The sequence below is a fragment of the Phytohabitans sp. LZ39 genome (genome assembly GCF_059359075.1).
Window position 1 is genome coordinate 220586 of the sequence record NZ_JCADBM010000015.1, and the last position, 13282, is coordinate 233867.

General features: G+C 71.3%; 10 protein-coding genes. 5 read left to right on the forward strand and 5 right to left on the reverse strand.

Going from position 1 to position 13282, the window contains the following annotated elements; translation table 11 throughout:
- Positions 1–30: 30 nt before the first annotated feature.
- The 3 genes from AC5L36_RS27415 to AC5L36_RS27425 are packed head-to-tail and all read right to left on the reverse strand — an operon-like array spanning position 31 to position 5227.
- On the reverse strand, positions 31–3048 hold the full coding sequence (locus AC5L36_RS27415; protein ID WP_441220597.1) for an alpha-mannosidase: 3018 nt from the start codon (positions 3046–3048) through the stop codon (positions 31–33).
- Positions 3049–3059: 11 nt separating this feature from the next.
- Positions 3060–4502 carry a 6-phospho-beta-glucosidase gene (locus AC5L36_RS27420; protein WP_441220598.1) on the reverse strand — a complete coding sequence of 481 codons (1443 nt, stop codon included), beginning with the start codon at positions 4500–4502 and terminating at the stop codon, positions 3060–3062.
- Positions 4499–5227 carry a DeoR/GlpR family DNA-binding transcription regulator gene (locus AC5L36_RS27425; protein ID WP_441220600.1) on the reverse strand — a complete coding sequence of 243 codons (729 nt, stop codon included), beginning with the start codon at positions 5225–5227 and terminating at the stop codon, positions 4499–4501. The genes AC5L36_RS27420 and AC5L36_RS27425 overlap by 4 nt, the downstream gene beginning before the upstream one ends.
- 137 nt (positions 5228–5364) lie before the next feature.
- Here AC5L36_RS27425 and AC5L36_RS27430 point away from each other — a divergent pair, with 137 nt between their 5' ends.
- The 4 genes from AC5L36_RS27430 to AC5L36_RS27445 are packed head-to-tail and all read left to right on the forward strand — an operon-like array spanning position 5365 to position 9452.
- Positions 5365–6321, forward strand: coding sequence for a carbohydrate kinase family protein (locus tag AC5L36_RS27430; protein ID WP_441220602.1), 957 nt, complete (start codon positions 5365–5367; stop codon positions 6319–6321).
- 38 nt (positions 6322–6359) lie between these two features.
- Positions 6360–7649 (forward strand): ABC transporter substrate-binding protein, encoded by a 1290-nt coding sequence (locus tag AC5L36_RS27435; RefSeq protein ID WP_441220604.1) that lies wholly within the window; start codon positions 6360–6362, stop codon positions 7647–7649.
- 1 nt (position 7650) lies between these two features.
- A complete protein-coding gene (locus AC5L36_RS27440) occupies positions 7651–8613 on the forward strand; it encodes a carbohydrate ABC transporter permease (protein WP_441220605.1) in 963 nt (320 codons plus the stop codon).
- Complete coding sequence (locus tag AC5L36_RS27445; protein WP_441220607.1) at positions 8613–9452, forward strand: carbohydrate ABC transporter permease; 840 nt, start codon at positions 8613–8615, stop codon at positions 9450–9452. Before AC5L36_RS27440 ends, AC5L36_RS27445 begins: the two co-directional genes overlap by 1 nt.
- A gap of 775 nt (positions 9453–10227) precedes the next feature.
- Here the strand turns inward: AC5L36_RS27445 and AC5L36_RS27450 are convergent.
- Complete coding sequence (locus AC5L36_RS27450) at positions 10228–11496, reverse strand: alpha-L-fucosidase (protein WP_441220609.1); 1269 nt, start codon at positions 11494–11496, stop codon at positions 10228–10230.
- 79 nt (positions 11497–11575) lie between these two features.
- Here AC5L36_RS27450 and AC5L36_RS27455 point away from each other — a divergent pair, with 79 nt between their 5' ends.
- Complete coding sequence (locus tag AC5L36_RS27455) at positions 11576–12352, forward strand: AfsR/SARP family transcriptional regulator (RefSeq protein WP_441220611.1); 777 nt, start codon at positions 11576–11578, stop codon at positions 12350–12352.
- Here the strand turns inward: AC5L36_RS27455 and AC5L36_RS27460 are convergent.
- A complete protein-coding gene (locus AC5L36_RS27460; protein WP_441220613.1) occupies positions 12337–13224 on the reverse strand; it encodes a hypothetical protein in 888 nt (295 codons plus the stop codon). The genes AC5L36_RS27455 and AC5L36_RS27460 overlap by 16 nt on opposite strands.
- Positions 13225–13282: the final 58 nt, after the last annotated feature.

Sequence of the window (13282 nt, forward strand, 5' to 3'; positions counted from 1 at the left end):
GCCGCGTCACCAACTCCCTGATCAACACGGCTAGGCGGCGGGGCGGAGGCGGAGGGTGACGATCTCGAAGGGGCGTAGGGGTAGGCGGACTTCGCCGGCCTCCAGCGGAGTGTCGGGCAACGGGCGCTCCAGGAGGTCGACCACCTCGGCCGCCGCCAGCGGGAAGCCGGCCCGCAGCACGGCTTCGGCGCGGCCGCCGAGCGACTCGTAGAGGCGCACGACCACGTCGCCGGTGCGGTCGTCGGCGAGCTTGACCGCCTCCACGGTGGCGCCCTCGCACGTCACCAGCGGCGGCGGGAGCGCACCGGCCGCCGCCGCACCCGGGGTCGCCCTCAGCGGGAGGTTGAGGGCATAGCCCTCGGCCACCGCGTCCGCGACCGTGGCGCCGGGCACGATCGCGTAGGTGAACCGGTGCGCGCCCTGGTCGGCGTGCGGGTCGGGCGAGCGGGGCGCGCGCACGAGGCTGAGCCGCACGGTCGTGGTCGTGCCGCCGCCCTCGCGGGTGTGCCGGCCGGCGTCGTGTCCGTACGTCGAGTCGGTGACCAGCGCGACGCCGTAGCCGGTCTCGCCGACGTGCACCCAGCGGTGCGCCCAGACCTCGAAACGGGCGGCCTCCCAGCCGGTGTTGACGTGCGTGGGCCGGTGCACGTGCCCGAACTGGATCTCCGATGTGGACCGGTCGGCGTGCACGTCGAGCGGGAACGCCGCCTTGAGGATCTTCTCGGTCTCGTGCCAGTCGATCTCGGTGACCACGTCGACGCGGCGGCTGCCGGCCCGCAGCGTGATGGTCTGGCTGATCCGCGAGGAGCCGAAGCTGCGCTCGACCCGCACCGCGCCGACGAGCGGACCGGCGGACTCGACGGTGATCGCGTCGGCGGCGGTCAGGTCGACCCGCTGCCGCTTGTAGTGCTCGTCGATGTCCCACGCGTCCCACTCGTTGGGCAGGTCGGCGTGGAGCTGGAGCAGGTTGCCCCGGCCGCCGGGCGCGAGCGCTTCCCGGCCGGTGGACATGTCGCGCACCGACGTGAGCAGCCCGTCGTCGTCGATCTCCACCCGGACCAGGCCGTTGTCGAGGACACGCGGGGTGACCGCCACCATGCTCGGCGGGTCGGCCGGGGTCAGCGGCGCGGCGCCGAGCGCGGGCACCCGCACGAAGACGCCGTCGACGACCTCGGCCCGCGCGTGCGGCGCGGCGTTGAAGACCGCGGGGGAACCGCCGAGCGCGGCGACCGCACCGTCGATGATGGACTCCAGCTCGGCGGCGACCCGCGCGTACGTCTGCTCGGCCTCGCGGTGCACCCAGGCGATGGAGCTGCCTGGCAGGATGTCGTGAAACTGGTGCAGCAGCACCGTCTTCCACAACCTGTCCAGGTCGTCGTAGGGGTATGGGTGTCCGGTGTGGAGGGACGCGGTGGCCGCCCACAGCTCGGCCTCGCGCAGCAGGTGCTCGCTGCGCCTGTTGCCGGCCTTGATGCGCGCCTGGGTGGTGTACGTGGCGCGGTGCAGCTCCAGGTAGAGCTCGCCGGACCAGACCGGTGCGTCCGGGTACTCTGCCTCGGCCGCGCGGAAGAAGTCGGACGGGCGCTCGATGACCACCCGTGGCGAGCCCTCCAGGTCGCGCAGGCGGCGCGCCTTCTCCATCATCTCCCGGGTGGGGCCGCCACCGCCGTCGCCGTACCCGAACGGGACGAGCGAGCGCGTGCCGCGCCCCTTCTCCGAGTAGTTCGCGACGGCGTGGGCCAGCTCCTTGCCCTCGAACGCCGCCACGTACGTGTCGATCGGCGGGAAGTGGGTGAACACCCGGGTGCCGTCGATGCCCTCCCACCAGAACGTGTGGTGCGGCAGCCGGTTGGTCTGGTTCCAGGACAGCTTCTGGGTCAGGAACCAGCGCATCCCGGCCAGCCGGGCCAGCTGCGGGAAGGCGGCCGTGTAGCCGAACGAGTCGGGCAGCCACACCTCCTCGCACTCCACGCCGAACTCGTCGAGGAAGAACCGCTTGCCGTGCGTGAGCTGGCGGGCGAGCGCCTCGCCGCCGGGCAGGTTGGCGTCGGACTCGACCCACATGCCGCCGACCGGCACCCACTGTCCGTTGTCGACAGTGGCCTTGACGCGGGCGTAGATCTCCGGCTGGTGCCGCTTGACCCAGTCGTACTGCTGCGCCTGCGAGGCCGCGAAGATCAGCTCCGGGTACTCCGCGGCGAGGGCGGTGACGTTGGCGAACGTGCGCGCGGACTTGCGCACGGTCTCGCGCAGCGGCCACAGCCAGGCGCTGTCGATGTGCGCGTGGCCGGCGGCGGAGAGGATGTGCGCGCTGCGGTGGGCCGGCCGGGCCAGCGTGTCGGCCAGCTCCTTGCGGGCCCGGCCCGCGGTGGCGGGCACGTCCAGCAGGTCGAGCACGTCGAGCGCGCGCTCCAGGGCGCGCAGGATCTCGTGCCGGCGCGGCTCGTTGACGGACAGCTCGGCCATCAGCTCGCTGAGCACCTCGATGTCGAGCGTCAGGTGCCACACGTCGAGGTCGAGCACGGCGAGGTCGGCGCGGGTCAGCCGGTAGAGCGGCACGTCGCCCGCCGTCGCCTTGTCGCCGAGCGGCGTGGGCCGGAAGCCGCCGGCGAGGATGTCCGGGTTGGCCGCCGCCTCGACGAACAGGCGCACGTCGCCGCGGGACGGGACCGGGACGTACTGGTTGCGCGGCGCGACACCCTTGATCGGTCGTCCACTGTGGTCGTAGACAAGCGCCTCGGCCTGGTTGCCTGGCCAGTCGCCGACGAACCCGAGGTCGAAGACCGCCTCCACCTGGCGATCGGCCCAGGCGGCCGGCACGCTTCCCTGTACCCGAAACCAGGTGGTGGACCACGGCGGACCCCACGCTTCGCCGATCGCGAAGGGTGAGTAGCCGGCGGCGAGCGCCTCCGCGACCGGCACCGGCTCGCCCGGCGCCTGCCAGGCCTCCACCCGCAGCGGGACGGACGCCGCGTAGCGCGCCGGGCGGATCCGCTCGCGCAGCGCGCGGGCGAGCCGTTCCTCGACGAGTCTCCGGTTGTCGTGCAACGCCGTCTCCCTCAGCTCAGGTAGGCCAGGTGTGGATGGTGCCGCACGTACCTGTCGAGCAGGCGCTGGGCGACGGTGACCGAGTCGACGAGCGGGTGCAGCGCGATCGCCTTGAGCGCGGCGGCGCGCGAGCCGGTCACGGCCGCCTCGATGGCCGCCCGCTCCACCGCCTTCACGCCGCACACGAGCCCGGCCGCGTGCTCGGGCAGCGGGTCGACCGCGAACGGCCGGGGACCGCCGCCGTCGACGGCACAGGGCACCTCGACGACCGCGTCCGCGTCCAAGATGGACAGCGTGACTCTGCTGGCTGCGCTCGCTTCGCTCGCGGAGCGCCCCGGGCGCCCGGCGCGCTCCGCCCTCGTCGCTCCGCTCCTCGGGTCGGAGCTTGCCGGCCCCGGGGCGCGGTTGCGGACGTTGAGGATGAGCGTGGCCGGCTCGTCGTGCGCGATGGCGCGCATGAGGGCGAGCGCGACCTGCTCGTAGCCGCCGCCGTCCAGGTCGCAGGAGTCGCGCGGGCCGGCGCCGGTGGCGGCCCGGCTCTCCGCGCCATACGTCCGCTCGCGCTCCAGCCGGGCGTCCTCCCACGCGGCGAGCGCCGAGCCGGAGCCCCTCGCCGTCGCCGTGTAGAAGCGGTCCTGCTGCTCCAGCAGGAAGGCGCCGCGGGTCTGCGCGCTCGCCCGCCCAGTGGTGACCGCCTCGCGCGTGTAGTAGTAGTGGTGCAGGTACTCGTTGGGCAGGGCGCCCAGCGTCCGCAGCCAGTCGGTGCCGAAGAGCTTGCCCTCCTCGAACGAGGAGAGCGCCTCCGGGTCGGCCAGCAGCCGGGGCAGGTGGTCGACGCCGCCGGCGTGCACGCCGCGCAGCCAGCCGAGATGGTTGAGGCCGGCGTAGTCGAGCTGCACCGCGGCCGGGTCGAGGCCGAGCGCGCGGGCGACGCGGCGGCCCAGCCCGACCGGCGAGTCGCAGATGCCGATGACGCGGTCGCCGAGATGCGCCGCCATCGCCTCGGTGACCATGCCGGCCGGGTTGGTGAAGTTGATGACCCAGGCCTCCGGCGCCAGCGCGGCGACCCGGCGGGCCACCTGGATGGCGACGGGCAGGGTGCGCAGCCCGTAGGACACGCCGCCGGCGCCGACCGTCTCCTGGCCGAGCACGCCCTCGTCGAGCGCGATCCGCTCGTCGGACGCGCGGCCGGCGAGGCCGCCGACCCGGATCGCGGAGAAGACGAAGTCGGCGCCGCGGATGGCCTCGTCGAGGTCGGTGGTGTGGGTGATCCGCGGTGGGTCGGCGACACCGTCGGCCTGCTCGGCCAGCACCCGCCGGATGGCGGCAAGGCGGGAGGCGTCGACATCGTGCAGGACCACGTCGGTGACCCGCCCGGCCCGGCGGTCGTCGAGCAGGGCCCGGTACACCAGCGGCACCCGGAAGCCACCGCCGCCCAGGATGGTCAGCCTCATACGGTCTGGACCTCCACGCCCGCGTCGGCGAAAGCGGCCCGGGTGCCCGCGTCGGCGGTGCCGTTGGTGACGACCACGTGCAGGTCTTCCGGCCCGCAGACCCGGGCCATGCCGGTGCCGGGAAACTTGCTCTCGTCGGCGATCAGCACCACCTGCTCGGCCGCCGCGATCATCGCGCGCTTGACCGGCACCTCGACCACGGTGGTGTCCATGACCTGCCCGTCCGACCGCACGCCGCTGGTGCCGAGAAAGAGGCGGTCGGCGCGCACCTGGCGCAGCGCGTCTTCGGTCAGGAAGCCGACCATCGAGCGGTAGCTGCGGCGCACGACGCCGCCGAGCAGCACGAGCTGGATGTCGTGGTCATCGACGAGCTCCTCGCACACCGCGAGGCTGCTGGTGATGACCGTGATCGAGCGCCCGTGCAGCCGGTGTGCCAGCCGGTGTGCGGTGGTGCCGATGTCGAGGATGATCGTCTCGCCGTCCTTGACGATCTCGGCGCAGCGTGCGGCGATGTCGTCCTTCTCCCGCACGCGGACGGCGGCGACCTCGGCGAACGGCTCGTCGACGTCGGTGGAGGACACGGCTCCGCCGTAGACCCGGGTGAGGCGACCCTCCTGCTGGAGCTGGACGAGGTCGCGGCGGACCGTCGCCTGGCTCACGCCGAGGCGGTCGGCCAGGACCCGCACCGCCGCGGGGCCATCGGCCCGCAGCGTACGCAAGATCATCTCGTGACGCTGTTGGGGAAGCACGGCAAGAAGCTATCACTCAAACTCGCTCAGCGCTATGACGGAGTTTGAGCGACTATTGCCAACCTCGCTCATGGGGTGCAAAATTCTGCGCAACTATGAACGGGAGGTTGTCCATGGCTGACGCGGAGCCCGTCGACGTCTTCCTGTCCGGCCTGCTCTTCTACGACATGGTCTTCACCGGACTGGCGAAGCCGCCGACGCTGGGCGCCGAGGTCTGGACCGACCAGATGGGCGTCGGACCGGGCGGCATCGCGAACTTCGCGGTGGCGCTGAGCCGGCTCGGCGCCCGCACGTCGCTCGCGGCCGCGTTCGGCGCGGACACCTACGGCGACATCTGCTGGGACAACCTGTCGCGGCAGGAGGGCATCGACCTGTCCGTGTCACGGCGGTTCGCCGGCTGGTCCACGCCGGTCACCGTCTCCCTCGCGTACGACGACGACCGGGCCCTGGTCACCCACGGCACACCGCCGCCTGTGACCGCCGACGAGCTGATCGGGCTGCCGCCGGCGAGCCGGGCCGCCATGGTCCACATCGGACCGTGGGAGCAGGACTGGCTGGCCCGGGCACACGCACAGGGCAGCCTGGTCTTCGCCGACGTCGGATGGGACCCGTCCGGCACCTGGTCGCGCGAGGTGCTGCGCCAGCTTTCCTACTGCCACGCCTTCCTGCCCAACGCCATGGAGGCGATGCACTACACCGGCGCCTCGACACCGGCCGGCGCGCTGCACCGGCTGGCCGACCTCGTGCCGGTCGCGGTCATCACCTGCGGCGCCGAGGGGGCGCTCGCGGTGGACGCCACGACGGGGGAATCCGCGTCCGTGCCCGGGATTTCCGTCCCGGCCCTGGACACCACCGGCGCCGGGGACGTGTTCGGCGCCGGGTTCATCGTCGCGAGCCTCGCCGGCTGGCCGCTGGCCGACCGGCTGCGCTTCGCGAACCTCACCGCCGCCCTGTCGGTACGCCGGCTGGGTGGCGCGCCCGCGGCGCCGACCTGGGCGGAGATCGCCGCCTGGCGGCGCACCAACGGCGGCACCGACTACGGCTTCCTCGACACCGCGATAGCAGACTGATCCATTGTGGAACGTGAAGGGTAGGCACCCCCATGGATATGAACAGAAGACGGCTGCTCCAGCTCGGCGCCCTCGGGCTGGCCGGCACGGCGCTCGGCGGGCTGGCCGCGTGCGGCGACGACGACGCGGCCGGCGGCGGCACCGGCGGAGACAGCAAGGAGCTGACCCTCTGGTACTGGAGCGGCGGGCTGAGCAAGAAGGTGCTCGACGGCGTCGCCACGCGGTTCCCCGACGTCAAGGTGACGATGTCCGAGATCGGCGGCACCTTCAAGGAGAAGCTGCTGACCACGATGAGCGGCCGGTCCGGCATCCCCGACATCACCGGGGTCAAGGGCGAGGACATCTCCACGTTCCTGGCCCAGCAGGAGCAGTTCCTCGACCTGAACGAGCTCGGGTTCGACACGCTGAAGAGCCAGTACGTGGAGTGGAAGTGGCGGCAGGCCACCACCAAGGACGGCAAGGTGATCGGCTTCCCCATCGACATCGGGCCGACCGCGCTGTACTACCGGGCGGACGTGTACGAGAAGGCGGGGCTGCCCACCGATCCGGACAAGGTGGCCGCGGCCATGCCCACCTGGGACGCGTTCTTCGACGCCGGGGTCGAGCTCAAGGGCAAGGTGCCCGGCGCGTTCATGGTCGTGGAGACGACGGCCGTGTTCGACATGGCGATCGGGCAGGGCGCCAAGCGCTTCGTCGACGAGAACAACAAGTTCATCGGCGACCAGGACCACGTCCGCGCCGCGTGGGACCTCGCGGTCAAGTCGCTCGAGCTGGGCATCAACGCGAAGACCCCGGGCGGCAGCCAGGACTTCAACGCCGCGCTCACCAAGGGCACGCTGCCGAGCGTCATCGGCGCGGCGTGGATGGCACTGGACATCCGGTCGGCGGCCGAGTCCACGTCCGGCAAGTGGCGCGTCGCGGCGACGCCGGGCGGCCCGGGCAACTACGGCGGCTCGTTCCTGACCATCCCGAAGGCGAGCCGCAACCCCACCAAGTCGTTCGAGATCATCAGCTGGATCCTCAGCCCGGACAACCAGGCGCAGGGCTTCACCGACGCGGCCATCTTCCCGGCGTCCCCGGCGACGTACGCGATGCCGGCGCTCAACCAGCCGGACCCGTTCTTCGGCGACCAGGTCACGATCAAGGTCTTCGGCCCGGCCGCCGAGAAGGTGCCGGTCGCGTACGAGGGCCCGAACGACGCGGCCGTCAAGGCGCCGTTCTACACGCAACTGTCCAACGTGGAGGCCAAGGGCAAGAACTCGGACGAGGCGTGGAACGACGCCGTGAGCGAGGCCAAGAAGATCGGGGAACGGCTGGGAGTCAGCTGACGTGACCACCATCCACCGGCCGGCGGCGCCAACGGTGACCCGGGTGGGTGCGCATGCCGCACCCACCCGGCGGCGCCGCGGGCCGTGGCGGTTCTGGCCGCAGTACCTGGCGATCTCCCCGTTCTACGTGCTCTTCGCCGTGTTCGGGCTCTTCCCGATGCTGTTCTCGCTCTACCTCGCGTTCCAGCGTTGGGACGGCTTCGGCGACATGGAGTACGTGGGCCTGGCCAACTTCAAGTACCTGGTGGAAGACGCCACGTTCTGGCATTCGCTGCGCAACACCGTGATCATCTGGCTGTTCTCGACCGTGCCGATGCTGTGCCTGGCGCTGGTGATCGCGGCGATGCTCAACTCGGCCGTCCGCTTCCGGGGCTTCTACCGGATCGCCTACTTCGTCCCCAACGTCACGTCGGTGGTCGCGATGGCGCTCTTCTTCGGCGCCGTCTTCGCCTCCAACTTCGGGCTGGCCAACGCGGTGCTGCACTGGCTGCATCTGCCCGAGGTGCGGTGGCTCAGCGACCCGTGGGGCCTCAAGATCGCGATCGCCGCGGTGGGCACCTGGCAGTGGACCGGGTACAACGCGATCATCTACCTCGCCGGCCTCCAGGCCATCCCCGGCGACCTCTACGAGGCGGCCAAGGTGGACGGTGCCGGTCCGGTGCAGTCGTTCTTCCGGATCACGCTGCCGATGCTGCGCCCGGTCATCCTCTTCACGGTGATCGTCTCGACGGTCGGCGGGATGCAGACGTTTACCGAGCCGCAGGTCATGATCCCGGGCAACAACACCACGCCGAACACCGGCGGGCCCGGCCAGGAGGGTCTGACCATGGTCCTCTACTTCTACCACCAGGCGTTCGACAACAACGACTTCGGGTACGCGGCCGCGATCTCGTGGGCGGTCTTCATGGTCATCCTGCTCTTCGCGGTCATCAACTGGCGCCTCGTGCAACGGCGGGAGGACTGATGTCGGTGCTCAAGGTTCGGATCCGCCGCCGCGGCGTCCTGCTGCACGCCGCGCTCGTCTTCGGCGCGATCGTGTCGCTGTTCCCGTTCTACTGGACGCTCGTGATGGCGACCAACAGCACGGAGGACATCTACCGCTTCCCGCCGAAGCTGACGCTCGGCTCGGAGTTCGGCACCAACGTGCGCAACGTCTTCGACAGCATCGACTTCTTCGGCTCGATGCTGAACACGCTGATCGTCGCCTGCTCGGTCACCGTGCTGGTGCTGTTCTTCGACTCGCTGGCCGCGTTCACGTTCGCCAAGTTCGACTTCCCGGGGCGGCGGCTGCTCTTCGGGCTGCTGCTGGGCACGTTCATGCTGCCGGTACAGCTCGCAGTGATCCCGCAGTTCATCACGATGGCGGAGCTCGGCTGGATCGGCGACCTCAAAGCGCTGATCATCCCGGCCGCGGCCAACGCGTTCGGCATCTTCTGGATGCGGCAGTACATCAAGGGTGCGATCTCCGACGACCTGCTCGACGCGGCCCGGCTCGACGGGGCCCGGTTCTTCCGCCTCTACTGGAGCGTGGCGCTGCCGGTGCTGCGTCCCGGCCTCTCGTTCCTGGGCATCTACACGTTCGTCAGCACTTGGAACGACTACCTGTGGCCGCTCATCGTGCTGACCAACCCGGAGAAGGTCACGTTGCAGGTGGCGCTCTCGCAGCTCAACGGCACCCACCAGCTCGACTACAGCCGGATCGTCACCGGCGCGCTGCTGGCCATGTTCCCGCTCGTCATCGCGTTCACCATCTTCGCGCGCGGCTTCATCGCCGACCTCGCGAAGGGCGCGTTCAAGGGGTGAGCATGCCGCCCGCGTACGAGCTACGGGCGGTAGAGACGGAGTTCGCCGTGTCACGAGAGACCTTTCGGGTAAGGGTCGCTCGTCGTGGCGTTGCTTCGAGGCATATTTGCCCGCGTCCGCGTCAGCGGCGGACCGTATGCTCCCGCGGGCACCGCTCCCGGCCGGCGGCTCGCAGCGCTCGCCGACCCCCCGGCCGTCCACTGCCAGCTCCGCGAGACAGGGTCTTCGCGGGCTTTACCTCCGCCGTCCTGACGCAGCGTTACCAGCCCAGGGGCGGGACTTCGTTTGCTTTCCGGGTCGCCGATCCGGGAACGGGCATTGTGGACAAACGTCGACCACCGCCTCGCGGGAGCCCAATCAACCCCGCCCCCTTTCCGCCCTGGCCGGTGGCGCGTAGGGGTGCCGTGACCAACGGCGGATGGGTGAGGCCGCGGGAGCAGCGGTCTGGACCACGACGGACATCGCGGTAGCTCAAATCTAAATAGGGCTCGAAGCCACCCCGACTCTGAAAGCTCCTGAGCGCTCGGGTGAGGCTGCTCCCGCGGCCTCCCCCGTCCCGCCGCCGGTAGACGCGCGCGGGTGGCTTTGCTCTGCTCCCCCATAGTGGTCACCCATGCTCGGGCGCGGGCTCGACCGCCCAGCCGCCCTCATAGGGTGCGGAGCAAGGGCACCCGCGACACCCGACCTCACCGGATTGCCCACTGCCCCGCGCGCACGACGGCGTGGGCCGCGGAAGTCTCCGTCTGGGACCGCCCTTGGAAAGCCGGCCCGCCGATCAGCGGAGGAAGAGCTCGATCACCGGGACCTCGACGTCGGGGCGGCGCACCGGCAGCTCCAGCGTCACCGTGCCGGCCGGCTGGCTCTCCGCGACGGTCGCGTAGGCCGCGCCGCGGCTGGGATCCGCGACCGTCCAACGGACTTCGGCGCCGTCATGCAGAAACTGGGCGTACTCCAGGCGCTCGGCCAACCCGGGTAGATGGACCGCGTCGAACGGCCACGCGAACAGGTGCAGGTAAAGCCGATCGCCGCGCTGGGTGTAGCGGCAGTCGGGCGGCGCGGTGAACGTGCTGGGGCCGGCGCCGTAGATGGAGCGGCCGTGCAGGCGCATCCACCGGCCGATGCCGCGCAGGGTCTCGACCGCCCGCGGGTCGAACTGGCCGCGGGCGGTGGGGCCGACGTTGAGCAGGAAGTTGCCGTCCATGGAGACGGTGTCGACGAGCATCCGCACCAGCAGGTCGACCGACTTGAAGTCGGTGTTGTCGCGGTCGTAGCCCCAGGTGCCGTTGAGGGTCTGGCAGGCCTCCCACCGGACCGGCTCGCCGTCGCGGGTGAGTGGCTTGCTCGGCTGGTACTGCTCCGGCGTCACGAAGTCGCCGGGCACGTCGAGCCGGTCGTTGACGAGCGCGCCGGGCTGGAGCTCGCGCACCATCGCGAGCAGCTCGGCGCTGCCCCAGTCGGCCGCGCCCTTGCCGCCCCACACGCGCTGGCCGTAGTGCGTGTGGTCGACGTACGAGAAGTCGAGCCACAGCTCGTCGAGCCTGCCGTAGCCGGTGAGCAGCTCGCGCACCTGGCCGTGCAGGTATTCGCGGTAGCGGGCGATGTCGCGGGGCTCGGCGCGCAGCGTTTCGTTGTCACGCTCGGGGTGCAGGCCGTCGATCGGGAAGTCGGGGTGGTGCCAGTCGATCAGCGAGTGGTAGAAGCCGACGCCGAGATCCCGCTCGCGCAGCGCGGCCACGAGCGGGGCGACGAGGTCGCGGCCCCACGGCGTGTTGGTGGCCTTGTAGTCGCCGAGGGCGGTGTCCCACAAGCAGAACCCGTCGTGGTGCTTGGTGGTGACCACGACGTAGCGGGCGCCCACGTCGGCCGCGTGCTCCGCCCACTCGGCCGGGTCGTAGAGATCCGGCATGAAGTGCGCGAAGTAGCGCTGGTAGTCGGCGTTGGAAATCCGCTCGTGGTGGCGGATCCACTCGCCCCGCGCCGGCAGCGCGTAGAGGCCCCAGTGGATGAACAGCCCGAAACGCCGCTCGCGGAAGGCATCCTGCACCTCATGATCTTATCCGCCCCGCACCCTTTTTAGGGAAGGCTTTACGTGCGAACACCGCCGGCTCGCATACGGTAGGAGAATGTCCGATGTGGATCGGGGGGCCATGGACATCCGGCTGTTGGGTCCCGTCGAGGTGTGGCGTGACGGCGCTCGCCTCGGCCTCGGCCCGCGCAAGCAACGGTTTTGCCTCGCGCTGCTGGCGATGGAGGTCAACCGCGTGGTCAGCGTCGACCGGCTGGTCGACCTCACGTGGCCGGCCCACCCGCCCCGGACGGCGCGGCACGCCATCGCGGTCAACATCTCGCGGTTGCGGGCGGTGCTCCGCCCCGGCCAGGTCGAGCTGGCCGGCCACGGCGACGGATACGCGCTGCACGCCGACCCGCACTGCGTCGACGTGCACCGGTTTCGCGTACTGGTCACGCAGGCGCTGGAGTGCGCGGTCCAGGCCGACCGGCTCGGCCCGCTGCGCCGTGCCCTGGCCATGTGGCGCGGTGCGGCGCTCACCGGCGCCGGGCCGCCTGAGGTCGTCGAGCGGCTCACCCACCGCCTCGCCCAGGAGCGCCTCGCGGCCGAGGAGGAGCGGGTGGACGCCGAGCTGCACACTGGCAACCATCTCGGCGTCCTCGGCACGCTCGTCGAGCTCGTGGCGCAGCACCCGTACCGGCAGCGGCTCGTCGGCCAGCTCATGCTGGCGCAGTACCGGGCCGGCCTGATCGCGGACGCGCTCGCCACCTACCGCGCCGCGCGCGCGGCCATGGCCGGCGGCACCGGCTTGGATCCGGGGCGGGGGTTGCGCGAGCTGGAGCACGCCATCCTGCGCGGCGACCCCCGCCTCGACCTCTACTCCACCACCTGACGGGCGGCGGCCAGCTCGGCCTCCGTCGCGGCGCCCAGCTCCTCGAAGTAGGACGGGTGACGCCGGATTTCCTTCCGCTGGATCTCCACCTCGGCCGCGTGCCACACCTCGACGAGGCCGGTCCGCTCCTTGCAGCGGACGTCGGCGACGGCCACCGCCTTCTCGTCGCCCGACGCTCCAGCGCCGTCACCCGACGCTCCAGCGCCGTCACCCGACGCTTCGGCGGCGTCGTCCGACGCTTCGGCGGCGTCGTCCGCCCACCATCGCGCGTCGGACATGGCCGCGAAGGGAGTCGCGTAGTCGAAACCCATGCCGCGCAGGCATTCGCGCCACGCGCCCATCGCGGACGCGACCGGCGGCACCTGCTGGGCGTCGTCGAGTGAGTCGCGGCTCAGCCGGTCGACGAGCTCCAGGTCCGGACTCCGGGCCGGCTGGAGCCGCGTCGCCGCCTCGTCCGCGCAACCGCCCGGCCCGAAGGCCGCCGCCGTCTGGCTCTCGGTGAGGGTCCCTTCGCGCGCGTCGTACCGGCGCTCGACCGCCAACGGGGTGAGCAGCCCGGCCGGCGCGTGGTAGCCGACCCGCTCGGCGACGCCCATCTCGACGACCCCGTAGCGCCGGCGGTTGCGCAGATCCTTCAGGTTGGTGGGTCGCTCGATGGCCTCCCACGTCTGCCCTCTCGCCTCCATACACTCGCGGGTGAGCAGGTCCTTGGCGTTCTCTATCGCGTATAGCCCGGCCAGCGAATGCGTGTACGCGTCGAACGGCAGGCGCAGGCCCTCGACCCGCGCCGTCGGCGCGAAGGGGTCGACGGGAGCACCACAGCCGACCACCAGTAGCGCGGCTACGAGAACGCGCGCCGATCGCAGAATCATCTCTCCTCGCTCCCTTGTCGACAGACACTGGGACGCCGGGTGAGCCCCGGCGTCCCAG